The 23,206-nt window shown below is 60.3% G+C and carries 22 protein-coding genes; 12 read left to right on the top strand and 10 right to left on the bottom strand.

The genetic code is table 11. From position 1 onward, the window contains the following. Positions 1–4: 4 nt before the first annotated feature. From ACP7AP_RS08220 to ACP7AP_RS08205, 4 genes are all read left to right on the top strand, one after another. Positions 5–1,168 (top strand): acyl-CoA dehydrogenase family protein, encoded by a 1,164-nt coding sequence (locus ACP7AP_RS08220; RefSeq protein WP_426033716.1) that lies wholly within the window; start codon positions 5–7, stop codon positions 1,166–1,168. Positions 1,169–1,183: 15 nt separating this feature from the next. Further along, positions 1,184–1,486, top strand: a complete 303-nt coding sequence (locus ACP7AP_RS08215; protein ID WP_426033715.1) for a SelT/SelW/SelH family protein — start codon at positions 1,184–1,186, stop codon at positions 1,484–1,486. 256 nt (positions 1,487–1,742) lie between these two features. Beyond that, complete coding sequence (locus ACP7AP_RS08210) at positions 1,743–3,731, top strand: acetate--CoA ligase family protein (RefSeq protein WP_426033714.1); 1,989 nt, start codon at positions 1,743–1,745, stop codon at positions 3,729–3,731. A 1-nt stretch (position 3,732) separates the two neighbouring features. Further along, entirely contained in the window at positions 3,733–4,527 is a 795-nt protein-coding gene (locus ACP7AP_RS08205) for a carnitinyl-CoA dehydratase (protein WP_426033713.1), read from the top strand. A 31-nt stretch (positions 4,528–4,558) separates the two neighbouring features. Here the strand turns inward: ACP7AP_RS08205 and ACP7AP_RS08200 are convergent, their stop codons facing one another. Next, positions 4,559–4,927 carry a YciI family protein gene (locus ACP7AP_RS08200; protein WP_426033712.1) on the bottom strand — a complete coding sequence of 123 codons (369 nt, stop codon included), beginning with the start codon at positions 4,925–4,927 and terminating at the stop codon, positions 4,559–4,561. A 54-nt stretch (positions 4,928–4,981) separates the two neighbouring features. Further along, complete coding sequence (gene sugE, locus ACP7AP_RS08195) at positions 4,982–5,302, bottom strand: quaternary ammonium compound efflux SMR transporter SugE (RefSeq protein ID WP_304923750.1); 321 nt, start codon at positions 5,300–5,302, stop codon at positions 4,982–4,984. A 216-nt stretch (positions 5,303–5,518) separates the two neighbouring features. Here sugE and ACP7AP_RS08190 point away from each other — a divergent pair, with 216 nt between their 5' ends. Next, positions 5,519–7,132 carry a GMC family oxidoreductase gene (locus ACP7AP_RS08190; protein WP_426033711.1) on the top strand — a complete coding sequence of 538 codons (1,614 nt, stop codon included), beginning with the start codon at positions 5,519–5,521 and terminating at the stop codon, positions 7,130–7,132. Between the two features lie 472 nt (positions 7,133–7,604). Here the strand turns inward: ACP7AP_RS08190 and betC are convergent, their stop codons facing one another. Beyond that, positions 7,605–9,113, bottom strand: coding sequence for a choline-sulfatase (gene betC, locus ACP7AP_RS08185; RefSeq protein ID WP_426033710.1), 1,509 nt, complete (start codon positions 9,111–9,113; stop codon positions 7,605–7,607). 180 nt (positions 9,114–9,293) lie between these two features. On the opposite strand from betC, the gene ACP7AP_RS08180 reads away from it, so the two are divergent. The 6 genes from ACP7AP_RS08180 (at position 9,294) to ACP7AP_RS08155 (ending at position 17,352) form a co-directional block, all read left to right on the top strand. Beyond that, positions 9,294–11,327, top strand: coding sequence for a CocE/NonD family hydrolase (locus tag ACP7AP_RS08180; RefSeq protein ID WP_426033709.1), 2,034 nt, complete (start codon positions 9,294–9,296; stop codon positions 11,325–11,327). 105 nt (positions 11,328–11,432) lie between these two features. Next, the gene (locus ACP7AP_RS08175) at positions 11,433–13,022 is read left to right on the top strand and encodes an ABC transporter substrate-binding protein (protein ID WP_426033708.1); all 1,590 of its coding nucleotides are present in this window, start codon (positions 11,433–11,435) and stop codon (positions 13,020–13,022) included. Between the two features lie 7 nt (positions 13,023–13,029). Next, the gene (locus ACP7AP_RS08170; RefSeq protein WP_426033707.1) at positions 13,030–13,986 is read left to right on the top strand and encodes an ABC transporter permease; all 957 of its coding nucleotides are present in this window, start codon (positions 13,030–13,032) and stop codon (positions 13,984–13,986) included. After that, positions 13,983–14,801 carry an ABC transporter permease gene (locus ACP7AP_RS08165; protein WP_426033706.1) on the top strand — a complete coding sequence of 273 codons (819 nt, stop codon included), beginning with the start codon at positions 13,983–13,985 and terminating at the stop codon, positions 14,799–14,801. Before ACP7AP_RS08170 ends, ACP7AP_RS08165 begins: the two co-directional genes overlap by 4 nt. Further along, entirely contained in the window at positions 14,794–16,440 is a 1,647-nt protein-coding gene (locus tag ACP7AP_RS08160) for an ABC transporter ATP-binding protein (protein ID WP_426033705.1), read from the top strand. The genes ACP7AP_RS08165 and ACP7AP_RS08160 overlap by 8 nt, the downstream gene beginning before the upstream one ends. A 78-nt stretch (positions 16,441–16,518) precedes the next feature. Then, positions 16,519–17,352, top strand: coding sequence for an alkaline phosphatase family protein (locus tag ACP7AP_RS08155; protein WP_426033704.1), 834 nt, complete (start codon positions 16,519–16,521; stop codon positions 17,350–17,352). Positions 17,353–17,400: 48 nt separating this feature from the next. Here the strand turns inward: ACP7AP_RS08155 and ACP7AP_RS08150 are convergent, their stop codons facing one another. Together ACP7AP_RS08150 and ACP7AP_RS08145 are read right to left on the bottom strand one after the other, a co-directional pair. After that, on the bottom strand, positions 17,401–18,147 hold the full coding sequence (locus ACP7AP_RS08150) for a class II aldolase and adducin N-terminal domain-containing protein (protein ID WP_426033703.1): 747 nt from the start codon (positions 18,145–18,147) through the stop codon (positions 17,401–17,403). After that, the gene (locus ACP7AP_RS08145) at positions 18,144–19,079 is read right to left on the bottom strand and encodes an alpha/beta hydrolase (RefSeq protein WP_426033702.1); all 936 of its coding nucleotides are present in this window, start codon (positions 19,077–19,079) and stop codon (positions 18,144–18,146) included. Before ACP7AP_RS08145 ends, ACP7AP_RS08150 begins: the two co-directional genes overlap by 4 nt. A gap of 180 nt (positions 19,080–19,259) precedes the next feature. Here ACP7AP_RS08145 and ACP7AP_RS08140 point away from each other — a divergent pair, with 180 nt between their 5' ends. Further along, a complete protein-coding gene (locus ACP7AP_RS08140) occupies positions 19,260–19,694 on the top strand; it encodes a hypothetical protein (RefSeq protein WP_426033701.1) in 435 nt (144 codons plus the stop codon). 117 nt (positions 19,695–19,811) lie between these two features. On the opposite strand, the gene ACP7AP_RS08135 is transcribed toward ACP7AP_RS08140, so the two are convergent. From ACP7AP_RS08135 to ACP7AP_RS08115, 5 genes are all read right to left on the bottom strand, one after another. Continuing rightward, positions 19,812–20,018, bottom strand: coding sequence for a cold-shock protein (locus tag ACP7AP_RS08135; RefSeq protein WP_054005237.1), 207 nt, complete (start codon positions 20,016–20,018; stop codon positions 19,812–19,814). 164 nt (positions 20,019–20,182) lie between these two features. Continuing rightward, positions 20,183–20,383: a hypothetical protein gene (locus ACP7AP_RS08130; protein ID WP_426033700.1), complete on the bottom strand. Its 201-nt coding sequence runs from the start codon at positions 20,381–20,383 to the stop codon at positions 20,183–20,185. Positions 20,384–20,492: 109 nt separating this feature from the next. Beyond that, positions 20,493–21,083, bottom strand: coding sequence for a recombination mediator RecR (gene recR, locus ACP7AP_RS08125; RefSeq protein WP_426033699.1), 591 nt, complete (start codon positions 21,081–21,083; stop codon positions 20,493–20,495). A gap of 15 nt (positions 21,084–21,098) precedes the next feature. Beyond that, a complete protein-coding gene (locus ACP7AP_RS08120) occupies positions 21,099–21,443 on the bottom strand; it encodes a YbaB/EbfC family nucleoid-associated protein (protein WP_426033698.1) in 345 nt (114 codons plus the stop codon). 9 nt (positions 21,444–21,452) lie between these two features. After that, complete coding sequence (locus tag ACP7AP_RS08115; RefSeq protein ID WP_426033697.1) at positions 21,453–23,198, bottom strand: DNA polymerase III subunit gamma/tau; 1,746 nt, start codon at positions 23,196–23,198, stop codon at positions 21,453–21,455. Between the last annotated feature and the right edge of the window lie 8 nt (positions 23,199–23,206).

The raw sequence follows: 23,206 nt of genomic DNA, 5'->3' as shown, positions 1-23,206 counted from the left end.
TGAAATGAATTTCGGCCTGTCTGAAGAACAACAGATGATCATCGACACCACCCGCGCCTTCGTGGAGAACGAGTTGTTCCCGCATGAGGCGGAGGTGGAGCGCACCGGGGTTTTGCGGGAAGACCTGCGCAAGGAAATCTCGCAAAAAGCGGTGGCAGCGGGACTTTACGCGGCGAATATGCCGGAGGATGTGGGTGGTGCGGGCCTAGATACGTTGACGTGGTTGCTTTACGAAAAGGAGCTGGGCAAGGCGAACTATGCGTTGCATTGGAACTGTGTGGCGCGGCCTTCCAACATTTTGCTCGCCTGCACGACCGAGCAGCGTGAGAAGTATTTGTTTCCCTGTATCCGGGCCGAGAAGCACGACTGCCAAGCGATGACGGAGCCGGGGTCAGGCTCGGATCTGCGTTCGATGAAGGCTTTCGCCAAGGCGGATGGTGGCGATTATGTCCTAAATGGCACCAAGCATTTCATCAGCCATGCCGATGTCGCCGATTTTGCGATTGTCTGGGTGGCGACCGGGGAGGAAGACACACCGCGCGGGCCGAAAAAGCTGATCACGGCGTTTTTGGTCGATAAAGGCACGCCGGGGTTCACCGTGCGCGAGGGCTATCGCAACGTCTCGCACCGTGGCTATAACAACATGATTTTGGAGTTTGATGATTGTCGTCTGCCAGCCAGTCAGATCCTCGGCGAAGTGCATAAGGGCTTTGAAGTGGCGGGCAAATGGTTGGGGGCGACCCGGCTGCAAGTGGCCTCGACCTGTCTAGGGAGGGCCGAGCGCGCCTTGGGCCACGCTATTTCCTATGCGGCGGAGCGCAAGCAGTTCGGTCAGCAGATTGGCAAGTTTCAGGGGATTTCGTTCAAACTGGCCGATATGGCACTGGAGTTGAAAGCGGCGGAATTGCTGACGCGGGAAGCGGCTTGGAAATACGATCAGGGGACAGTGACGGAAGCCGATATGTCGATGGCCAAGCTGAAGGCCACCGAAGTTTTGGCGATGATCGCGGATGAGGCGATCCAGATTCACGGCGGCATGGGGCTGATGGACGAGCTGCCACTGGAACGGATCTGGCGGGACGCACGGGTGGAGCGGATCTGGGAAGGCACCTCGGAAATCCAGCGCCATATCATCAGCCGCGAGTTGCTGCGGCCGTTTGGCGCCTAGCGAAAGGCCATATTCATGAACGATATCAAGCGTCCGGTGATCACCCTTGCCTATTGCACGCAATGCAACTGGCTGCTGCGCACGGCTTGGATGGCGCAGGAATTGCTGTCGACCTTCGGGCAGGACATCGCCTCGGTCACGCTGATCCCGGCGACGGGCGGGATGTTTCAGATCACTTTGGATGGTGAGGTGATCTGGGATCGCAAGGAAATGGGCGGTTTTCCGGATGTTAAGGTGCTTAAGCAGATGGTACGGGATCGGGTGTGGCCAGAGCGGGATCTGGGCCATATCGACCGTGGAGGGAAAGACCAAGGCTAGCGCCTGCTGCAAGCGCCCGGGGCTGTCTGCCCCCGGACCCCCGAGGATATTTAGGAACAGATGAAAGTAACGCGATGTTAATGCCTTTGCGTCAGACCAAACTTACCGAACAGGCGGGGACGCCGATGACGGTAACAGGTGAAACCGCTCTGCCCGTTGTGGCAGGGCGGCGCCTATTTTCCCTTTCATCTGTTCTTAAGTATCCCGGGGTCCGGGGCAGCGCCCCGGCGGTTTATGCAGGGCGCGGAGGTTGGGTATGAAAAACCTCGACCGCTTGCTCCGCCCCAAATCCATTGCCGTGCTGGGCGCGGGTTGGGCGCTGAATGTGATCGAGCAATGCCGCAAGATGGGGTTTGCCGGCGACATTTGGCCCGTGCATCCGAGCAAGGCCAAGATTGGCGGGTTGCGCGTCTATGCGTCTTTGGCCGATCTGCCCGCAGCGCCGGATGCGACGTTTATCGGGGTGAACCGGTTCGCGACGATTGAGGTGGTGGCGGAACTTGCGGCGATGGGCGCGGGCGGGGCGATTTGTTTTGCCTCTGGCTGGACAGAGGCCGGGGAGCCGGAGTTGCAGGAGAGGTTGATTGCGGCGGCGGGGAATATGCCGATCTTGGGGCCGAACTGTTATGGGGTGATCAATTACCTCGACGGGGCGCTGCTGTGGCCGGATCAGCATGGCGGGATTCCGGTGGCGAAAGGCGTGGCTTTGGTCAGTCAATCCTCGAACATCGTGATCAATCTCGGCATGCAGAAGCGGGCGTTGCCGGTGGCTTATGTTGCCTGCCTGGGCAATGCGGCGGTGGTGGGGCTGGCCGATCTGGCGGGAGCTTTGCTGGATGATCCGCGCGTCACCGCCTTGGGCATGTATATTGAGGGCATCGACGACGCGGTGGCTTTTGCGGCTTTGGCCGAGCGCGCGCGGGCGATGGGCAAGGGGGTGGTCTGTATCAAATCGGGCAAGACCGAGCTCAGCCGGACGGCGGCGGCCTCGCATACCGCATCTTTGGCGGGGGGCGGGGCGGCGTCTTCGGCGTTTCTGCGCCAGATCGGGGTGGCCGAGGTGAATACGCCTTCCGAACTGATCGAGACTTTGAAGATTTTCCATGTGCATGGGCCACAGATTGGCACACGGATCTGCAGCCTGTCTTGCTCGGGCGGTGAGGCCGGGTTGGTGGCGGATTTGGCGGCCCCTTATGGGATTGATTTTCCGCCAGTGCCTACTGAGACGCATGATCGGTTGTTCAAGGTGCTGGGTGAAATCCCCACCATATCAAATCCGTTGGACTATCATACCTTTATTTGGGGCGATGGACCGAAAACCACCGAAGTGTTCACCGCGATGCTGGAGGCTTACGACGCGGGGCTGTATATCATCGACCCGCCGCGCAATGATCGCTGCGATCCGTCGGGGTATCAGCCTGCTATGGATGCGATTGTGTTGGCGCAGAACACCAGTGGCAAGATTGCTTTGCCTGTGGCCTCGATGGCTGAAAATTTCGACGAGGCGCAGGCGATTGCGCTGATGGATCAGGGGGTTGTGACTTTGATGGGGCTTGAGACCGCTTTGGCTGCGGTAAAGGCGGCGCAGGTGGCTCCGGGGGTTTCGGGGTGGCGGCCCGTTGTGGCGATGGCTTCGCGCGATAGCCGGATGCTGTCAGAGGCCGAGGGCAAGGTGCTGCTGGCCCGCGCGGGGGTGGCGGTGCCGCGTGCGGTATCGGGGACGTTTGCTGAGGTTATCGCAGGGGCGGCGGGGTTAACCCCGCCCTACGCCCTGAAAGGCTTGGGGTTTGCCCATAAGACCGAAGCGGGGGCGGTGCGGTTGGGGCTTTCTACGCTGGAAGGTCAGGAAGAGATGCCGGGGGCGACTGGCTATCTGGTGGAAGAAATGGTGACGGGCGCGGTGGGGGAAATCCTGCTGGGGCTGCGGCGCGATCCGATTTATGGCGTCAGTTTGACGCTGGGGATGGGCGGGGTGACGGCGGAAGTGCTGGCCGATACTGTGATGCTGATCTTGCCTGTGACTGCGCCGCAAGTGCTGGCGGCGATGCAGGGGCTGCGGTTGTGGCGATTGCTCGATGGGTATCGTGGACGCGTAAAGGCAGACATGCAGGCGGTGGCCGAGGATGCCGTGCGGTTGGGCGATCTGATGGTGGCGGATGCCAGCCTTGAGGAAATTGAAATTAACCCGATCCTCGTGCGGTCCGTTGGGGCCGTTGCGGTGGACGCTTTGATAAGGATGGCTTGAGATGGAAATGCGAACCGAAGGTCCGATCAAAACCCGGCGTGAGGGGGCTATTCTGGAGGTTACGCTGGACGCTCCGAAAGCCAATGCGATCAGCCTGAAAACCAGCCAGGTGATGGGGCAGGTGTTTCGGGATTTCCGCGATGATGACAGTTTGCGCATCTGTATCCTGCGGGCGCAGGGTGAGAAATTCTTCTGCCCCGGTTGGGATTTGAAGGCTGCGGCGGATGGCGATGCGGTGGATGGCGATTACGGCGTGGGCGGCTTTGGCGGCTTGCAGGAATTGCCGAACCTGAACAAGCCGGTTATCGCGGCGGTGAACGGGATTTGCTGCGGCGGCGGGTTGGAACTGGCTTTGAGCGCCGATCTGATCCTGTGCTCGGCCAATGCGACCTTTGCCTTGCCGGAAATCCGCTCTGGCACGGTGGCCGATGCCGCGAGCATCAAACTGCCCAAACGTATCCCCTATCACGTCGCGATGGACCTGCTTTTGACCGGGCGTTGGTTTGACGCCGAGGAGGCGTTGCGCTGGGGGATCGTGAAGGAAATCACCACATCCGAGAATTTGCTGCCAAAGGCTTGGGCTTTGGCGCGGCTGCTGGAATCCGGTCCGCCGTTGGTCTATGCCGCGATCAAGGAAGTGGTGCGCGAGGCCGAAAATATGCGCTTCCAAGACGCACTGAACCGGGTGTCCAAGCGGCTGCTGCCGACGGTGGACAAGTTGTATTCCTCCGAAGATCAGCTGGAGGGCGCGAAGGCTTTTGCCGAAAAGCGCGATCCAGTGTGGAAGGGCAAGTAGCCCTCGACCAGAACGCGCCGCAGCGGTGCGATCAACTGGGGATCAGGACATCAGCGTCCTCGTAAAACGGCCGGATTTCGATCTCCGACGGGCCGGGCATCGGGTTGGGGCAGCGTGTGACCCAATCCACCGCCTCGGCAATATCCTTCACCTCCCAAATCCAGAAGCCCGCGATCACCTCATTGGTGGCGGCGAAGGGGCCGTCGGTGATCATGCGCCCGCTGCCGTCAAAGCGGATTCTTTTGCCCAAGCTGGACGGTTTCAGCCCACCCATCGCGCGGGTGATGCCTGCGGCTTCGAGTGAGTCGTTAAAGGCCTCCATCGCCGCCCATGCCGCGGGTGAAGGCATCAGGCCCAGCTCACTGTCTGCGGTGGATTTGACGATCACCATGACGCGCATTGGACACCTCCGTTGATGCCCGCAGCATAGCGCCGCTGCCGTGAAAAGCCGCCGTTAATGTGGGCTGGCGAGTTTCATCAGCACCAAGCCGCTGACGATCAGGGCTGCTGCGATCAGGCGCATTGGCGTTGCGGCTTCACCCAAAAACACGATGCCGAGGATGAAGGCGCCAACCGCCCCGATGCCGGTCCAGATCGTGTAAGCGGTGCCCAAAGGCAGGCTGCGCATCGCCAAAGCGAGCAGGCCAAAGCTGGCGGCCATCGCGACCAGCGTGATCAGGCTGGGGGTCAGCAGTGTGAAACCTTCGGATTTCTTCATGTAATAGGCCCAGACCACTTCGAGCAGTCCGGCGATCGTCAGATAAATCCAAGCCATTTGGCCCTCATCAGCAAACCGGGCCGTCCCGAAGCGGTGCAAATGCCGCAGGCCGTCCTGCACATTGGTCAACTATGCCGGGGCGGGGGGTGCGATGCAAGAGCTGCGGCAGTTGGCAATACCGACACATTTTGTCGCGCCTTGGCAAGGGGCTGCGTCATTGCCCCGTTACAAACGCGAAGCCCGGTCGCTGCCCGGGACGCTGAGGAGCCGGATATGCAAGACGCGGATTACATCATTGTGGGCTCTGGTTCGGCGGGGTCGGTGCTTGCCGAGCGTTTGTCGCAATCGGGCAAGCATAAGGTCGTGGTGCTGGAAGCGGGGGGCACGGACCTTCGGTTTTTTGTGCATCTGCCGTTGGGCTACGGCAAGTTGTTCTACGATCCGTCAGTGAACTGGATGTATCAGACCGAGCCCGACCCGGGGTTAAACGGGCAACGTGATCATTGGCCTCGGGGTAAATTGCTGGGGGGGTCGTCGTCGATCAACGCGATGGTCTATATTCGCGGCCATCGCGCGGATTATGCCGAATGGGGGGCGGAGAATTCGGGTTGGGGCTGGGATGAGTGTCTGGCTGCCTACAAGGCGATGGAGGATACCGAGGCAGGGGCGGATGAATATCGCGGCAAGGGCGGCCCGTTGTTTATTTCCGAGAACCGCAAAGGGCTGCATTGGCTGGTCGAGGATTACATCAAGGCCTGCGGTCAGGCAGGGCTGGGCTATAACCGCGATTTCAATGGGGCTGAGCAGGAGGGTGCTGGCACCTATCAGATGACCATTAAGAATGCGCGCAGGAACTCGGCGGCGCGGGCGTTTTTGCGGCCGGCGATGAAGCGGACCAATGTGCAGGTGATCACCGGCGCGCAGGTGACGCGGGTGTTGTTTGAAGGTAAGCGGGCGGTGGGGGTGGAATATCTGCGCAGGGGTGAGCGGGTCGATCTGCGCTGCAATGCGGAAGTGATTTTGGCAGGGGGGGCGATCAACTCGCCACAACTGTTGCAACTGTCGGGGGTGGGGCCGGGGGCGCTGCTGTCGGGGCTGAATATTCCGGTGCTGGTCGATAATCCGAACGTTGGCGATCACTTAAGCGACCATCAGGGTGTCAACTATACCTGGCGGATGAAGGTTGCGACCTATAATGATCTGCTGCGGCCGTGGTGGGGGAAATTGTTCGCCGGGGCGCAGTATTTCCTGACCGGGGCTGGGCCGCTGGCGAAGTCGATCAACCATGCGGGTGGGTTTTTCAAAACCAGCGCCGATCTGGACCGACCGAATATGCAGCTTTATTTGCAGGCGTTTTCCACCCTGCTGCCGAAGGCCGGAGAGCGGCCCTTGCTGACACCCGACCCCTTTCCTGGCATGTCGATCGGGCTTTCCAACTGCCGCCCAACCTCACGCGGGCATATCCATATCAACTCTGCCGACCCGCTGGCGCATCCGGTGATCACCGCCAACGCGTTTTCAACCGAGCATGATGTGGCCGAGATGCTGGCAGCGGTGAAATACCTGCGCCATATCGCGGCACAACCGGCTTTGGCGAGCCTGATTGCCGAGGAGTTGCGACCGGGGCCAGCGGTGCAAAGCGACGCCGATCTGATCGCCGATTTCCGCCAACGCTCTGGCACGGTGTATCACCCGAGTTGCACGGCGCGGATGGGGCGGGATGCAAGCACATCGGTGGTGGATGCAGGGTTGCGCGTGCATGGGGTGCAGGGCTTGCGGGTGATTGACGCCAGCGCGTTTCCGAACCTGATCGCGGGTAACACCAACGCGCCTGCGATGTTGATGGGCTGGATCGGGGCGCAGCGGGTGCTGACGGACGCGCGTTGACCTGAACGGTGTGCCGCCTCGGGTGGCATCGAGCCACCACTCGGTGGCGCTGCCGGGGCGTGACGATGGGCGTGGTATGGGGGATAGGTTGGATGCCTCCGGCGGGAGTATTTGGGAAAGAGCAAATTCCCAAATGCAGCTTGCCTGGCAGCTGTTGTGCTGCGGATTTAATTGCTGAAATTCTTTCCCAGCGGGGAGAGACTTGTGTTTTGACAGCTTTTGAGGGCTGTTCTACACAACATGTTGTGGTTTTGTGCGATAGTGCTGGTTTTGAGATTATTCTGAAACCGCAATCCTTTTGAAATCTGCATGGCTGTTTGAGACGGATAAGGTGCAACCGACTTTGAGCAGTTGCTCTTTTTGAAATACTCCCGCCGGAGGCTTCGAGAGTAAAGACTGCGCTGTTGTTGCAGAATAAAGCCCAACAGCGCCGCGCGTCCCGAATTTCGTCTTGCCTTGAAATTCGCCTTGGTTACTCCCCGCGCGGGAAGCGTTTGGTGTCTTCCAGCACGTTCAGATCCATGTGGTTGCGCATATACCGCTCGGAGGCGGCGCGCAGGGGTTGGTGATCCCAGGGGTAATAGGCCCCGTTGCGCAGGGCCTCGTAGACCACCCAGCGGCGGGCTTGGCTCTGGCGGACTTCGGCGTCATAGGCGGGGATGTCCCAGCGGTCTTGGGTGAGGGTTTGAAAATGCGCGAGGACTTCGGCGGCGCGGGGGTCGGCGGCGAGGTTGGTGTTTTCATCCGGGTCTGACGCCAGATCGTAGAGTTGATCGGGATCGGCGGGGCAGTGGATATATTTCCACGCGCCCAAGCGCAGCGCGACCATTGGGGTGATGCTGCCTTCGGCGGCGTATTCCATCGCCACCGGGCTGGTGCGCGGGGTGCCTTTAGCGAGGGGCAGCAGGCTTTCGCCGTCGGTCCAGGGCATGACTTCTTGCATCGAAATCCCGGCCAGATCGCAGAGGGTGGGGGTGAGGTCGATGGTCGAGACGGCGGTGTCGATGCGTTGCGGCTTCAGGCCGGGGGCGGAGATAATCAGGGGGACGCGGGATGCGCCCTCAAAAAAGTTCATTTTGAACCAGAGGCCGCGGCGGCCCAGCATTTCGCCGTGGTCGGAGACGAAGATCACGACGGCTTCTTGGCGTGTGGCCTCAAGTGCTTCAAATATCTCGCCGATTTTGGCATCGACGTAGGAGATATTGGCGAAATAGCCTTGGCGGGCGCGGCGGATGTGGGCGGGGGTGACTTCCAGCCCGCGCCAATCGCAGGCGTCCATCAGACGTTTGGAGTGCGGGTCCATGTCTTCATAGGCCAGCGGTGTTGGCGGTTCTAGTTCCGGTGCGTCGTTGTAGAGATCCCAGTATTTCTTGCGGGCGACGAACGGGTCGTGTGGATGGGTGAAACTGGCGGTCAGGCACCACGGGCGGGGTTCAAGCCCGCGCGAGAGGTCGTAGATTTTCTGCACCGTTTGATGGCAGACGTCATCGTCGTATTCGAGTTGGTTGGTGATTTCGGCCACGCCTGCGCCGGTGACGGAGCCTAAGTTGTGATACCACCAGTCGATGCGTTCGCCGGGTTTGCGGTAGTCTGGGGTCCAGCCGAAATCGGCGGGGTAAATGTCGGTGGTCAGGCGGTCCTCAAAGCCGTGCATCTGGTCGGGGCCGACGAAGTGCATCTTGCCGGAGAGGCAGGTGTAATAGCCCGCGCGGCGCAAATGATGCGCATAGGTGGGAATGTCAGAGGCGAACTCGGCGGCGTTGTCGTAGACGCGGGTGCGACGGGGTAGGGCACCTGACATGAAGGCGGCACGTGCGGGCGCGCAGAGCGGCGAGGCGGTATAGGCATTGGCAAAGCGCACCGAATGATCGGCGAGGCGGCGCAGATTGGGGGCGTGCAGGAAGGCGGCGGGGCCATCGTCAAACAGGGTGCCCGTCAGCTGATCCACCATGACAATCAGGATATTCGGGCGGGTTGTCATGGTGGTTCCTTTGCAGTTTTGCTGTGCGCGAAAGTGGTGGCGCGCTTGGGTTTGCGTTGCAAGGGGGCATTTTGCTCGAATGTGACGCTGCGTCGCAAACGGCTTCCAAAGCGCCGCTTGAGGAACGGATTTCAGGGGCTTCGCATCGCCTGATACGCGCGAAGTCAAAAGGGAACCGTAATGAAGATTGTAACCGAGTTTCCCTTTGCGATTACCGATGATCCCGACATCGGGATCGTGCTTTCCGACGGCTGCCGTTTGTCGGCGCGGGTGTGGCGACCTGAGGCGTCTGGCCCAGTGCCTGCGGTGTTGGAATACATCCCCTACCGCAAGCGCGACGGGACTTTGCCGCGTGATGAGATGATGCACGCTTATGTGGCCGGGCATGGCTATGCCTGCGTGCGGGTGGATATGCGCGGCAATGGCGACAGCGACGGGCTGATGAGTGATGAATATACCATTCAGGAATTGGCGGACGCTTGCGAGGTGATTGAATGGCTGGCTGGGCAGCAATGGTGCTCGGGCGCGGTGGGGATGATGGGCAAAAGCTGGGGCGGGTTTAACTGCTTGCAGACGGCGTATTTGCAGCCCCCGGCACTGAAGGCGGTGATGTCAGTGTGCTCGACCACCGATCGGTTTGCCGATGATATTCACTATAAGGGCGGCTGTTTGCTGGGCGAGAATTTTGGCTGGGGGGCGGTGATGCTGTCGTATTCCAGCAGGCCCCCGGACCCGGTGTTGCGCCCGGATTGGCGTGAGATGTGGTTGAAGCGGTTGGACGCAGAGCCGTGGTTGGCTCCGCGCTGGGCGGAGATGCAGGAGAAGAACGACTATTGGAAGCACGGCTCGGTGTCGGAGGATTACAGCCGGATGACGGTGCCTGTGCTGTCTTGGGGCGGTTGGGCGGATAATTATATGAACACCGTGGCGCATCTGGTCGAAAATGTGCCTGCGCCTGTGCAGGGTATTGTCGGGCCTTGGGTGCATCAATATCCACACACGGCGGTTCCCGGCCCGGCGATTGGGTTTTTGCAGGTGGCACTGCGCTGGTGGGATCGCTGGTTGAAGGGCATTGAGAATGGGGCGGAGCATGATCCGGCCTACCGGGCCTATATGATCCATTCCGAGGTCCCGGATGCGTCGGCGAAGCACCGGGCGGGGCATTGGGTGGCGGAGGCGGCTTGGCCTTCGGCGCGGGTATCACGGCAGGTTTTGGCGCTTGGGGCTGGCGCTGGGGAGGGCGGTTCGCCCTCCCCAAACCCCTCCCGAGGATATTTAGGAACAGATGAAACCGGGGCATTTAGTGTTTCGGTGAACACGCCGCAGCATCTTGGCATGCACACTGGTGAGTTTTTCCCGATGGGGCTGAATGCGGAAATGCCGGGGGATCAGGCGAGCGATGATGCGCTTTCGGTGTGTTTTGATGGACCGGTGTTGGGTGAGCCGTTGGATTTGTTGGGGGCGGCGCGGTTGCGCCTGACGCTTTCCAGCGATCAACCCTTGGGCTTCGTGGTGGCGCGGTTGTGCGATGTCGCGCCCGATGGATCGTCTGTGCGGATCGCGCATGGCATGCTCAATCTTTGCCACCGCAACAGCATGGAAGACCCGGCACCTATGCCTTTGGGGCAGGCGGTTGAGGTGGCGTTTGACATCGACCAGATGGCGTATCGGTTGGCGGCTGGGCACCATCTGCGGCTGGCACTGTCTACGACTTATTGGCCGTTCCTGTGGCCTTCGCCGCGGCCTGCGACTTTGACCGTGACGGCGGGCAGCCTTGATCTGCCGGTGCATCAGGGCAGCGAAAATGAGTGGGAGCCGCCAAGCCCTGAGGCGGCAAAGCCTTGGGCGCACAGGGTGTTGCGGGCGGGCAAGACCACGCGCAAAATCGAAACCGACTTGATTTCAGGCACCACTGCCTTGGTGATCAGCGATGATTTTGGCGATGTGGAGAACCTTTCGCACGGGCTTTGCACCGGTGAGTCTATGACAGAGTTGTGGGAAATTCACCCCGATGATCCCTTATCGGCGCGGGCTGTGCATACTTGGGAGCAGCGGCAATCTCGCGGTGATTGGTCTGTGAAAACATACGCTTGGGCTGAGATGAACGCCACCGCCAGCCATCTGCATCTGAAAGCCAGCCTGACCGCTTGGGAAGGCGACACAAAGGTGTTTGAACGCCACTATGACGACAAGGTGCCTCGTCGATTTGTTTGAGACTGATCGGGCAAGAATCGTTGCCATAACGGAAATGCACGGGTTACTGATTGGGAAATCAACAAAAAACGGCCCACAAAACCGGGGCCTTTCAGGGAGACTAAAATGTCGAATGAACTGAACTATCTGCTATCGCGCGCCGCCAAGGGCCTGATGAGCCGCCGCGAGTTTGTTGGCCGCGCGGGGGCTTTGGGCGTTTCTGCCGCTTTGGCCTCGACCCTGCTCGCGTCAGCGGCCCGCGCCGAAGAGCCGAAAAAGGGCGGCCTGCTGCGCGCAGGGATGCAGGGCGGCGAGAGCACCAACTCGCTGGACCCGGCGCTGGCCGCATCGGAAGTGCCGTTCGCGGTGAACATGATCTGGGGCGAAATGCTGGTCGATGTGAACGCCAAGGGCGAGATCGATTACCGGATTGCCGAGGAAGTCTCTTCTTCGTCAGATGCGACCGAGTGGAAGTTCAAGATCCGCAAAGGCGTTGAATATCACGACGGCAAAACCGTAACCGCCGATGACGTGGTCGCCACTTTGAAGCGCCACACCGATGAGAAATCGCAGTCGGGCGCTTTGGGCATCGTCAAGGATATCATCGACATGAAGGCCGAGGGTGACATGGTCACGCTGAAGCTTGCCTCGGGCAATGCCGACTTGCCGTTCCTGATGGCCGATTATCACCTGATCATCCAACCCGGTGGTGGCGTCGAAAACCCGACCGCTGGTATTGGTGCGGGCCCTTACAAGATCGTCGCCAACGAGCCGGGCGTGCGCCACACGTTTGAGAAACACGCCAACTACTTCGACAGCACGATGGGCCATGCCGACAATGTCGAGATCATCGTGATCAACGACAACACCGCGCGGACCTCGGCTTTGCAGGCGGGGCAGGTGCATATGATCAACCGGGTTGACCCGAAGATCGTTGGCCTGCTGAAGGGTGCGCCGGGCATCTCGATTGAGGCTGTGGCGGGCCGTGGGCACTACGTGTTTATCATGCATTGCGACAAAGCACCGTTTGACAACAACGATTTGCGGCTGGCGATGAAGCTGTCGATCAACCGTCAGGAAATGGTCGACAAGATCCTTGGCGGCTTGGGTTCGCGCGGCAACGACTTCCCGATCAATGCGGCGTATCCGTTGTTTGACGACACCATTCCGCAGCGTGAATATGATGCAGCGGCGGCGACTGAGGCTTATAAAAAGTCCGGCCATGATGGCTCGCCGATCATTCTACAAGTCGCGGCGGGCGCTTTCCCCGGTGCGATTGAAGCGGCACAACTGTTCCAGCAATCGGCCAATGCCGCCGGTATCCCGCTTGAAATCAAGCGCGAACCCGATGATGGCTATTGGAGCAACGTCTGGAATGTGGCTCCGTTCTGCGCCAGCTATTGGGGCGGCCGGCCAGTGCAGGATCAGATGTATTCCACGGCATATCTGTCCACCGCCGACTGGAACGACACCAAGTTCAAAGATCCGAAGTTCGATGCTACTTTGATTGCGGCGCGGGCGGAATTGGACCAGACCAAGCGCAAGGCGATGTATTCGGAGCTGGCGAACGATGTGCGCGACAATGGCGGCTTGATCTGCCCGATGTTCAACGATTTCGTCGAGGCCAAGCGTGAAGAAGTTGGCGGCTGGCAGCAGGACCCTAATGGAGAGTTGATGAATGGCCGCGCACTTGCCAAGTGCTGGCTGAACGCCTGATCCCGGTATGCATCCGGTTGTAAAACTCGTGACCCAGCGTTTGGCGCTGGGTCTGCTGTTGATGCTGGCGGTTTCGGCGCTGATCTTCTTTGGCGTTGAGGCTTTGCCGGGCGATACCGCGCAAGCCATGCTTGGCCAATCGGCGACGCCAGAGGCACTTGCCAACCTGCGTGAGAAGATGGGCCTGAATGAGCCGCTGCTGTGGCGCTACGGCCATTGGCTGTATGGGTTTATGACCGGGGATATGGGGGTGGCGCTGACCAATGGTGAAGATATCGCCAAATCGGTCGGTTCGCGCTTGGGCAACACGCTGTTTTTGGCGTTCTGGGCGGCGCTGATCTCGGTGCCTTTGGCGATCCTGTTGGGGTTGCTGGCGGCGCGCTATAATGGGCGCTGGCCGGATCGGCTGATTTCGGGCGTGACTTTGGCCACCATCAGCCTGCCGGAGTTTGTGGCGGGCTATCTGGTGCTGTATTTCCTCGCCGTAAAGCTGCAACTGTTCCCGGCGATGTCGATGGTGTTTCCCGGCATGGGGGTGTTTGAGCGGCTGCAAGCGATCATCCTGCCGGTCATCGTGCTGGTGATGGTGGTCTTGGCGCATATGATGCGGATGACCCGCGCCGCCATCCTGAACGTGATGCAATCGGCCTATATCGAAACCGCCGAATTGAAGGGCCTGTCGCCGCTGACGGTGATCTGGCGGCACGCGTTTCCGAACGCGATTGCGCCTGTGGTCAATGTGGTGATGCTGAACCTTGCCTATCTGGTGGTCGGCGTCGTCGTGGTTGAGGTGGTGTTCGTCTATCCCGGCATGGGGCAATATCTGGTCGATCACGTCACCAAACGCGATCTGCCGGTGGTGCAGGCCTGCGGGATGATCTTTGCCGCTGTGTATATCGGGCTGAACATCCTCGCCGATGTGGTGTCTATCCTTGCCAACCCAAGATTGAGGCACCCGAAATGAGGCGTATTCCGCTTTCCGCCCTGTTGGGTCTGATCCTGACCGGGGGCTTTTTCTTCGTCGCCATTTTCGCGCAACTGATTGCGCCCTATAAAATGGATGAATTGGTCGGCGGCGTCTGGGACCCGATTTCTGCAGCACATTGGCTGGGCACCGATTCGATTGGTCGCGATCTGCTGACCCGGATGATCTATGGCGCGCAGGTCACAATTTTCGTCGCCACCTGTTCGACGATCCTGTCATTTGTCACTGGATCGGTGCTGGGCTTTCTGGCGGCGACGGCGGGCGGTTGGGTCGATCAGGCTTTATCGCGGTTCATTGATCTGATCATGGCGATCCCAACGCTGATCTTGTCACTGGTGATCCTGACGGCGGTGGAGGTGACGACGATCAACCTGATCCTGGTGATGGGGTTCCTGGATGCGACGCGGGTTTTCCGCTTAAGCCGCGCCGTGGCGGTCGATATCACGGTGATGGATTATGTTGAAGCGGCACGGCTTCGCGGTGAAAAACAGGGCTGGATTATCTTCTCGGAAATCCTGCCAAATGCCTTGTCGCCGTTGGTGGCCGAACTCGGCCTGCGGTTTATCTTCGCGGTGCTGTTCATCTCGACCCTGTCGTTCCTTGGTCTGGGCGTGCAGCCGCCGCTGGCGGATTGGGGCGGTTTGGTGAAGGAAAACTCGGCGGGTCTGGTTTACGGCATCCCCGCCGCTTTGGCCCCGGCGATTGCGATTGCGGCGCTGGCAATCTCGGTAAACTTGGTGGCGGATTGGGTGCTGTCGCGCACCACAAGTTTGAAAGGAGGTCGCGGTGCTTGATCAAGTGAAACCAAATCTGTTGGAAATCAAGAACCTGCGGATCGAGGCGACCTCGTATCCGCCGGGCGAAGCGCCACGCAAAGTGGTGTTGGTCGATGATGTGTCGGTGTCGGTCGAGCAGGGCAAAGTGCTGGGCCTGATCGGCGAATCCGGCGCGGGCAAATCCACCATCGGGCTGTCTGCGATGGCCTTCGCGCGCGGTGGTGCTCGGCTGGCAGGTGGGCAAATCCTGCTGAACGGTCGCGATATTCGCAGTGCGAGCCCCAGTGATCTGCGGTCTTTGCGCGGGCGCGAAGTCACCTATGTGGCGCAATCGGCTGCCGCTGCGTTTAACCCGGCCAAGCGGCTGATGGAGCAGGTGATTGAAACCAGCCTGCACCACAAGCTGATGACCCGCGCCGAGGCCGAAGCACGCGCCGTCGATCTGTTCCGCAAGTTGGGCCTGCCAAACCCGGAAACCTTTGGCACCCGCTATCCGCACCAAGTCTCCGGCGGGCAGTTGCAACGTGCGATGACAGCGATGGCTTTGTGTCCGAAGCCCGATCTGGTGGTGTTTGATGAGCCGACCACCGCGCTGGATGTCACCACGCAAATCGACGTGCTGGTGGCGATCAAAGCCGCGATCCGCGATACCGGGGTGGCGGCCCTGTATATCACCCACGATCTTGCCGTAGTCGCACAGGTCGCCGACGATATCCTTGTTCTGCGCGGCGGCAAAAAGGTGGAATACTTCAGCACCGATCAGATCATCAACGCACCGCAGCAAGCCTATACGCAGGCGCTGGTGTCGGTGCGCTCGATTGACCACGTTGAAAAAGCCGATAGCGCGCCAGTGCTGTCGGTCGCCAATATCACCGCGCGCTACAAGGGCACCAATTTTGATGTGCTGAAGAATGTGACTGTTGATCTGTCGGCAGGGCAAACATTGGCGGTGGTTGGTGAAAGCGGCTCTGGCAAATCCACCCTCGCGCGGGTGATCACGGGGCTGTTGCCCGCAGCACAAGGCCGCATCAGCTTCGCAGACCGCACCCTGTCGCCCGATCTCGCCTCCCGCAGCAAAGATGATCTGCGCGAGTTGCAGATGATCTACCAGATGGCCGATACCGCGATGAACCCGCGCCAGACCGTCGGCACCATCATCGGGCGACCGCTGGAGTTTTACTTCGGCCTGAAGGGCGAAGCCAAACGCAAGCGCATCCAGGAACTGCTGGAAGAAATCGAAATGGGCGCGGGCTTTATGGATCGCTACCCGGCAGAGCTTTCCGGCGGTCAAAAGCAACGCGTCTGCATCGCCCGCGCTTTGGCAGCCAAGCCCAAGCTGATCATCTGCGATGAGGTAACTTCGGCGCTTGATCCGCTGGTCGCCGACGGCATCCTGAAGCTGCTTTTGAACCTGCAAGCCCGCGAAGGCGTGGCTTATCTGTTCATCACCCATGATCTTGCCACCGTGAAAGCCATCGCCGACAAAATCGCGGTGATGTATCGCGGCCAAGTTGTGCGCTACGGCAGCAAAACCGATGTGCTGACACCGCCTTTCGACGATTACACCGACCTCTTGCTGTCCTCGGTGCCCGAGATGAAACTGGGCTGGCTGGAAGAAGTGCTCGCCTCGCGCAAGATGGAAAGCGGCGGCAACTAGACTCTGTCCTAACGATTTCATCTTGGCCTAAATATCCCCGCCGGAGGCTTCCACATCTCCGCCGGGCCGGAGTTATAAATGCGTAAACTGCTGCTGATCATCCTCGACGGCGTGCCCTACCGCAACTGGCGCCGGTTGTTTGGCAATCTTGAAGGCTGGGTTGCGGCGGGTGAGGCGCGGGTGTGGCGGATGCGTTCGGTGCTGCCCTCGACCTCTGGCTCCTGCTATGCCTCAATCCACACTGGCACGCCGCCGCAGGTGCATGGCATCTGGGGCAACGGTTTGCGACGTCGGTTGGATCTGCCGGACGTGTTCTCGGAAATCTCCAAGGCGGGTGGCAAAACCGGGGCGGTGACGCATAGCTTTTGGTCGGAATTCTTCAACCGCTATCCGTTCGATCTGGTGCGCGACATTGAATATGACGAGCCGGAAGGCCCGATCAGCCACGGTCGTTTCCACACCATGACCGGGGATAGCGGCTACAACCAGATGACGCCCTCGGATGTCGATCTGTTCGCCACCCTGACCCGGCTGTGTCTGGTCAAAGGCATTGACTATGGCATTTTGCACACCTGCACACTCGACAGCCTCGGCCACCGTTTCTTTCACGATTGCGAGGAAATGGACGACGCCTGCTACCGGATGGACGAAATGCTTGCCACATTCCTGCATCAGTGGCGCACGGCGGGCTATGAGGTGATCGTCACCGCCGACCACGGCCAAGACGAACGCGGCCACCACGGCGGCGCGGGCGCGTTGCAACAGGAATTCGCGTTCTACTACTTTGGCGACGCGGAAATGCCCGGCCCCGATGTGGTGCTGGACCAGTTGGCGCTTGCCCCGTCGATCCTGACGCGGATGGGGGTTGAGGTTCCGCCGAGTATGAAAGCGAAACCGTTTTTCCAAGCGTAGCCGATTTTCGCGCGAAAATCGTAGACGGAATTCGCGCGAATTCCGCCCTTAGCTGGCGTAGGTAGCACCGTCTTCGTCCAGCAGAGCCTTGACCTCGCGCAGATGCGCCTCGGCGTAACCGGGGTAGCTGTCCCATTCGCCTGCGGTTTTCTCGGCCACCGCATCAGACAGGATCCGCAATGGACGCCCGGTTTGCAGCGCACGGATATACGTCTCAGCCGCGCGTTCAAAATAGGTCAGGCGGTTGAAGGCATCGGCGACAGATTGGCCGATGATCAGCACGCCGTGGTTGCCCATGATCATCGTGGTGATCTTTGGGTCGGCCAAAAGCTGCACGCAGCGGGCGGCTTCTTCCTCAAACGCCATGCCGCCGTAATCAGCGTCCACCACTTGCCGCCCGAAGAACATTGCCGAATTCTGGTCGATGGGGGGCAGATAACTATCCGCCAAGCTGGCCAGCACGGTGGCATGGATCGAATGGACATGCATCACGCAGCGCGCATGCGGCAAAGCGCGGTGGATGCTGCCATGCAGGCCCCAAGCGGTGGGATCGGGTGCGTCCGGGCGGGTCATCGTGCTGGGGTCATTGGCGTCGATCTCCAGCAGACTCGACGCGGTAATCCGGCCAAAATGCCGCATGTTCGGGTTCATCAGAAACTTGCTGCCTTCGGGATTTACCGCAAGGCTGAAATGGTTCGACACCGCTTCATGCAGGTTCAGCTTGACGCTCCAGCGGAAGGCCGCGGCCATATCGACGCGCTCGGCCCAGTGAGTGATATTGGCATGTGCGTTCATGTGATCTCTCCATAGGGCCAGGTGCCTTGCGCCAAGGCGCTGATGGCGTTGCAAATTTCAGTGAAGAATGCGGCTGCCCGAGGCACGGTTACCCGCGCGCGCAGATAGCCATGCACCATGCCGGATGCTGTGAACGACACCGCCCGCCCGCCCGCAGCCCGGATCGCGGCGGCATAATCATGCGCATCATCGGCGAGCGGATCACATTCTGCCGCAATCGCCACCGTCGGCGGCAGACCTGCAAAATCGGTATCCTGCAAGGGCGCTACCGTTGGATCACCCTGCACTTCTGTGCCGCTATGCCGGATGCCCGCGTAGAATTCCACATCCGCCAATGTCAGCATCGGCGCGAAGGCGTGGGTTTGATAGCTGCCCTTGCTGCGGTCGCCGCCCAAGCCCGGATAGATCAGCACCTGCCCCCGAATCTGCGCCTCGTCCCGCAGGGCATGACTGACCGCCGACGCGAGATTACCCCCTGCGGAATCCCCCACCAGCACCAACGACCCCGGCAAAGTCTGCACAACCGAACGGGCATCATCGAAAGCCGCCGGGTGCAGATGCTCTGGCGACAAGCGGTAATCCACCGCTACCACCTGCAAGCCTGTCACAGCACAGATATCGGCGCAGACGTCGTCATGGCTGTGCAAGCCGCCCACCACATATCCGCCGCCATGCAGATAAACCACCGTCGGTGCGGTTTCCCACGGCTTTGACCCAGCGTAAACCCGGCACGCCACGCCTGCGATCACGCGGTCTTCCGCCACCACCCCCGGCGGATAGCCGCGATGAAACTTGGCGCACATCGCATCATAAATCCGCCGTTGGTCGGCAATCGTCAGGCTGGCGGTATCCGGCGGATAGGACGCGTCACTGTCGCGAATAAAGCCCCAAGTCGCGGCGTCGATAAGGCTTTGGTAATCTGGCGCTGGCATGATGAGCGAAATCCCGGTGCATTTGGGCGGATCATGACGGGCAAAGCCTGCGGTTTCAACGCCCAATCTTCGCCATAATTTACCAAAGAACGTCGCATTGCCCGCCCAATTTCGCCGCAACTGTCGCCTAAAGTCAAACAATCAAGACGCAGACCGCCTGCCATGTTTAGGGGAACAATCGTGCAAATCATTCGGTCATTAGAACAGCACAGCGCCTCGCCGGTGGGGCTTGGCATCCGGGTGATGTTGGTTGCCCAAAGCCAAGACGGCAGCCCACTGCCACACCGCCTGGCGGGGCTTGGCGGCAAGGTGGAAATAGCCGATGATCTGTTTGTGGGCTTGGAAGCGGTGATCGAAGATCCGGCGGGTTACGGTCTTTGCGTGATTGACTGTGATGCGTTTGGCGGGCTGGCGGCGGGTCGTCGCGCCCATGCGCTGCTGATCGACGTGGCGCGGCGGGTGCCGGTTATTCTGCTGTCAAAAGACTGCACCGCGCAGGAATTCCCCGAGGAACGTGGTGAGGCTGTGGTGCTGCGCGCGCCCACCTCGGGTATCTCGCTGCGGGTTGGCTTTGAACATGCGCTGCGGGATCGACTGGCTCTGCGCCTGATGTGAATTTTCGATCAAATCCAACCTGATCGTCAATCGAGATCAGCGGCGGTGATAAAATACAAAAGGGGCGCATCTGGGATGCGCCCCTTTCAAATCTTAGTCAGCCGTCAGGCGTTCGGTTCAGGCAAGCGCCAGATTGGTCGCCGATTCGCGGCCATCGCGGCCCGCTTCGATATCAAAAGTGACCGGCTGGCCATCTTTCAGCGAGCGCAGACCAGCACGCTCCAGCGCCGAGATGTGCACGAACACGTCCTTCTTGCCGCCTTCCGGCGCGATAAAGCCGAAGCCTTTGGTTTCATTAAACCATTTCACGGTGCCCTTAGCCATCGTGATGTCTCCTTTAGCAGTGCCGCCCGCGAGATTGCGGCGGCTTGGCGCAGTCAGCCTTTGTCGAATGCTGTGGCCGAAATCGGAGACAGAGATCGCAGAGAGTCAACGTCGCAAGGTAAGTTAGGGGCGACTCTGGCCACAGATCAAGAAAAAATTGCGCGCTAGGCGTGTTCCGTCCGGCGCATCTCGGCGGCTTTGCGGCGGGGCCACATCGCGCATCCCAGTAGCAAGACGGCGACAGCGCAGCCAATACCGCTCCACAACCCCAGGGCGGTCAGCCAGCTGACATTCAACGCCACCAGACTGAACAAAGCCAAGAAAAACCCGAGCATCCCGCCTGCAATCATTGAAACAACGGCCATCACACCCTCCGCTTATCGGTCAGTCCAATTAAGAATCTGAATAAGGCGGGAATACGGCGAAAGCGCGGTATGGTTGTGAAGCAGGCTTAAACTTGCGCGCGAAACGCGGTCAAAAACTGCGGCGCGCCCGCAAGGCAGCACTAATCGTGCCATCGTCGAGATAGTTCAACTCGCCGCCAATCGGCACGCCCTGCGCCAGAGAGGTGATCTGCACCGAAAGCCCGGCCAGCGCATCGGCGATGTAATGCGCCGTGGTTTGGCCATCCACAGTGGCGTTCAGGGCCAAAATTACTTCCGTCGCCTCACGGGCGCGGTTCACCAGCCGGGGGATGCCCAATTCTTCCGGCCCCACGGCATCCAGCGCCGAAAGCGTGCCGCCCAGCACATGATAGCGGCCCTTGAACGCACCGCCGCGCTCCATCGCCCAAAGGTCGGACACGTCCTCGACCACGCAAATCTCGCCATTGGCGCGGGTGTCATCGCTGCAAATCTGGCAGATTTCGCTGGTGCCGATATTGCCGCAGATCGCGCAATCCTTCGCCGTCAATGCCACAGTCGCCATCGCCTGCGCCAGCGGAGCCATCAACGCCCCGCGCTTTTTCAGCAGCGCCAACACCGCCCGACGCGCTGAGCGAGGCCCCAGCCCCGGCAGCCGCGCCATCAACTCGATCAGCGTTTCAATGTCGCGGGATTGCTCCATTCAGGCAGGGTTCCCTCAGATCGGCAGCTTGAAATCCGCAGGCAGACCAAGCGCTTGCGTCATTTTCTGCATCTCGACCATATTGCGCGCCTGCCCCTTGTTCTGCGCATCCTTGATCGCGGCGAGGATCAGATCTTCGACCACTTCCTTCTCGGATGCGATCAGGATCGACGGGTCAATATCCAAGCCAGTAACCTCGCCCTTGCAAGTCGCCCGCGCCTTCACCAGCCCCGCGCCCGCCTCACCGATCACCACGGTGCGCGCCATTTGCTCTTGCAGTTCGGCCATCTTGCCCTGCATTTCCTGCGCGGTTTTCATCATATTGGCCATATCGCCAATGCCGCCCAAACCTTTTAACATGTTCGCTCCTCAGTCGTCCTCAAATGGATCAAATTCATCTTCTACTTCTGGCAAAGCTTCAATCGCTGCACTCGCCGCCATCGCCTCTGCCGTCCTGATCTCAGTGATTTGCGCGCCGGGAAACGCCAGCATCACCGCCTGCACCAAGGGGTTGCCCATAGCTTCAGTGCGCGCCGCGTTGGAGGCCGCGTTGCGTTCCTCGGCCAGCGTCGGCGCGCCGCCGGTGTTCACCACCGACACGCCCCAACGCGCCCCGGTCCAGCCCTGCAACCGCTGCGAAAGCCGTGCAGCGAGATCGGCTTTCGCCCCCGCAGCCGGTTCAAACTCAATTCGCCCCGGCGCGTATTTCGCCAGCTTGACGCCTTCTTCAACCTCGACCAGCAACCGCATGTCGCGCTTTTCGCCGATCAATTCAACCACTTGTGCGAAGCTGGCATAGATCACCAACTGGCTTTCCGCCACGGCGAGGGCCTGTCCGCCCTGCATCGTCGGCCCCCGCATCGGTGCGCTTGGGGCCATTCGCAACGCGCCATGCACCATGCCACCACCGCCACCCGCAGGCGCGCCACCAGTGGGCCGCGCAGGGGCTGCTTGCGACATCAGCTTTTTCACCAAAGTCTCGGGATCGGGCAGGTCGGCCACATGGGTCAGCCGGATCACAGCCATCTCGGCGGCCATCATTGCATTCGGTGCCAGCGCCACTTCTTCCAATGCTTTTAACAGCATCTGCCACATCCGCGTCAGCACCCGCATCGGCAGAACCGCAGCCATGGCAAGGCCACGTTCGCGCTCATCCTGCGGCGTTGTGGGGTCTTCGGCGGCCTCTGGTGTGATCTTGATCACCGAAACCCAATGGGTGATTTCCGCCAGATCGCGCAAAACCGCCATCGGGTCCGCGCCGTCGGCATATTGCCCCGACAGTTCCGCCAAAGCCTTGGCAGCCTCACCTTTCATGATCAGATCGAACAGATCGAGCACCCGGCCACGATCTGCGAGCCCCAGCATCGCGCGGACCTGATCTGCCGTCGTCTCTCCCGCGCCATTGGAAATCGCCTGATCCAGAAGGCTTGTTGCATCCCGCGCCGAACCTTCCGCCGCCCGCGCGATCAATGCCAATGCGCCATCGGTGATCTGCGCGCCCTCGGCATTGGCGATCTTGCGCATCAAAGCCATCTGCACTTCCGGCTCGATGCGTTTCAGATCAAACCGTTGGCAGCGCGACAGCACCGTCACCGGAACCTTGCGAATTTCGGTGGTGGCAAAGATGAATTTCACATGCGCCGGGGGTTCTTCCAAAGTCTTCAACAGCGCGTTGAAGGCGGCGTTCGACAGCATATGCACTTCGTCGATGATATAGATCTTGTAGCGCGCCGAGGCCGCCCGGTAATGCACGGAATCAATGACTTCGCGCATGTCGTTGACGCCGGTGCGCGAGGCCGCATCCATCTCCATCACGTCAACATGACGGCCCTCAGCAATCGCCACGCAAGGCTCACAGACCCCGCACGGCTCCGTCGTAGGCAGACCATGGCCATCCGGCCCGACGCAATTCAGCCCCTTGGCCACAATCCGTGCGGTCGTGGTTTTGCCGGTGCCGCGAATACCCGTCAGCATGAAAGCATGCGCAATCCGGTCCGCCGCGAAGGCGTTCTTCAGGGTGCGCACCATCGCCTCTTGCCCAACCAGATCGGCAAAGGTCGCGGGGCGGTATTTGCGGGCCAAAACCTGATAGGTTTGCGGCATGGTTTCGGTCATCATACCTC

The sequence above is a fragment of the Cypionkella sp. TWP1-2-1b2 genome (assembly GCF_049896245.1).
Taxonomy (GTDB): domain Bacteria; phylum Pseudomonadota; class Alphaproteobacteria; order Rhodobacterales; family Rhodobacteraceae; genus Cypionkella.
This window is presented reverse-complemented; position numbering and strand designations above follow the sequence as displayed.

Bases quoted from the DNA above. Each gene is read 5' to 3' on its own strand.
- ACP7AP_RS08200 (WP_426033712.1), bottom strand. From the start codon at position 4,927: ATGCGCGTCATGGTGATCGTCAAATCCACCGCAGACAGTGAGCTGGGC.
- ACP7AP_RS08115 (WP_426033697.1), bottom strand. From the start codon at position 23,198: ATGACCGAAACCATGCCGCAAACCTATCAGGTTTTGGCCCGCAAATAC.
- ACP7AP_RS08170 (WP_426033707.1), top strand. From the start codon at position 13,030: ATGCATCCGGTTGTAAAACTCGTGACCCAGCGTTTGGCGCTGGGTCTG.
- ACP7AP_RS08215 (WP_426033715.1), top strand. From the start codon at position 1,184: ATGAACGATATCAAGCGTCCGGTGATCACCCTTGCCTATTGCACGCAA.
- ACP7AP_RS08210 (WP_426033714.1), top strand. From the start codon at position 1,743: ATGAAAAACCTCGACCGCTTGCTCCGCCCCAAATCCATTGCCGTGCTG.
- ACP7AP_RS08145 (WP_426033702.1), bottom strand. From the start codon at position 19,079: ATGCCAGCGCCAGATTACCAAAGCCTTATCGACGCCGCGACTTGGGGC.
- ACP7AP_RS08130 (WP_426033700.1), bottom strand. From the start codon at position 20,383: ATGGCCGTTGTTTCAATGATTGCAGGCGGGATGCTCGGGTTTTTCTTG.
- ACP7AP_RS08205 (WP_426033713.1), top strand. From the start codon at position 3,733: ATGGAAATGCGAACCGAAGGTCCGATCAAAACCCGGCGTGAGGGGGCT.
- ACP7AP_RS08155 (WP_426033704.1), top strand. From the start codon at position 16,519: ATGCGTAAACTGCTGCTGATCATCCTCGACGGCGTGCCCTACCGCAAC.
- ACP7AP_RS08120 (WP_426033698.1), bottom strand. From the start codon at position 21,443: ATGTTAAAAGGTTTGGGCGGCATTGGCGATATGGCCAATATGATGAAA.
- ACP7AP_RS08165 (WP_426033706.1), top strand. From the start codon at position 13,983: ATGAGGCGTATTCCGCTTTCCGCCCTGTTGGGTCTGATCCTGACCGGG.
- ACP7AP_RS08135 (WP_054005237.1), bottom strand. From the start codon at position 20,018: ATGGCTAAGGGCACCGTGAAATGGTTTAATGAAACCAAAGGCTTCGGC.
- betC (WP_426033710.1), bottom strand. From the start codon at position 9,113: ATGACAACCCGCCCGAATATCCTGATTGTCATGGTGGATCAGCTGACG.
- ACP7AP_RS08175 (WP_426033708.1), top strand. From the start codon at position 11,433: ATGTCGAATGAACTGAACTATCTGCTATCGCGCGCCGCCAAGGGCCTG.
- ACP7AP_RS08220 (WP_426033716.1), top strand. From the start codon at position 5: ATGAATTTCGGCCTGTCTGAAGAACAACAGATGATCATCGACACCACC.
- ACP7AP_RS08190 (WP_426033711.1), top strand. From the start codon at position 5,519: ATGCAAGACGCGGATTACATCATTGTGGGCTCTGGTTCGGCGGGGTCG.
- ACP7AP_RS08150 (WP_426033703.1), bottom strand. From the start codon at position 18,147: ATGAACGCACATGCCAATATCACTCACTGGGCCGAGCGCGTCGATATG.
- sugE (WP_304923750.1), bottom strand. From the start codon at position 5,302: ATGGCTTGGATTTATCTGACGATCGCCGGACTGCTCGAAGTGGTCTGG.
- recR (WP_426033699.1), bottom strand. From the start codon at position 21,083: ATGGAGCAATCCCGCGACATTGAAACGCTGATCGAGTTGATGGCGCGG.
- ACP7AP_RS08180 (WP_426033709.1), top strand. From the start codon at position 9,294: ATGAAGATTGTAACCGAGTTTCCCTTTGCGATTACCGATGATCCCGAC.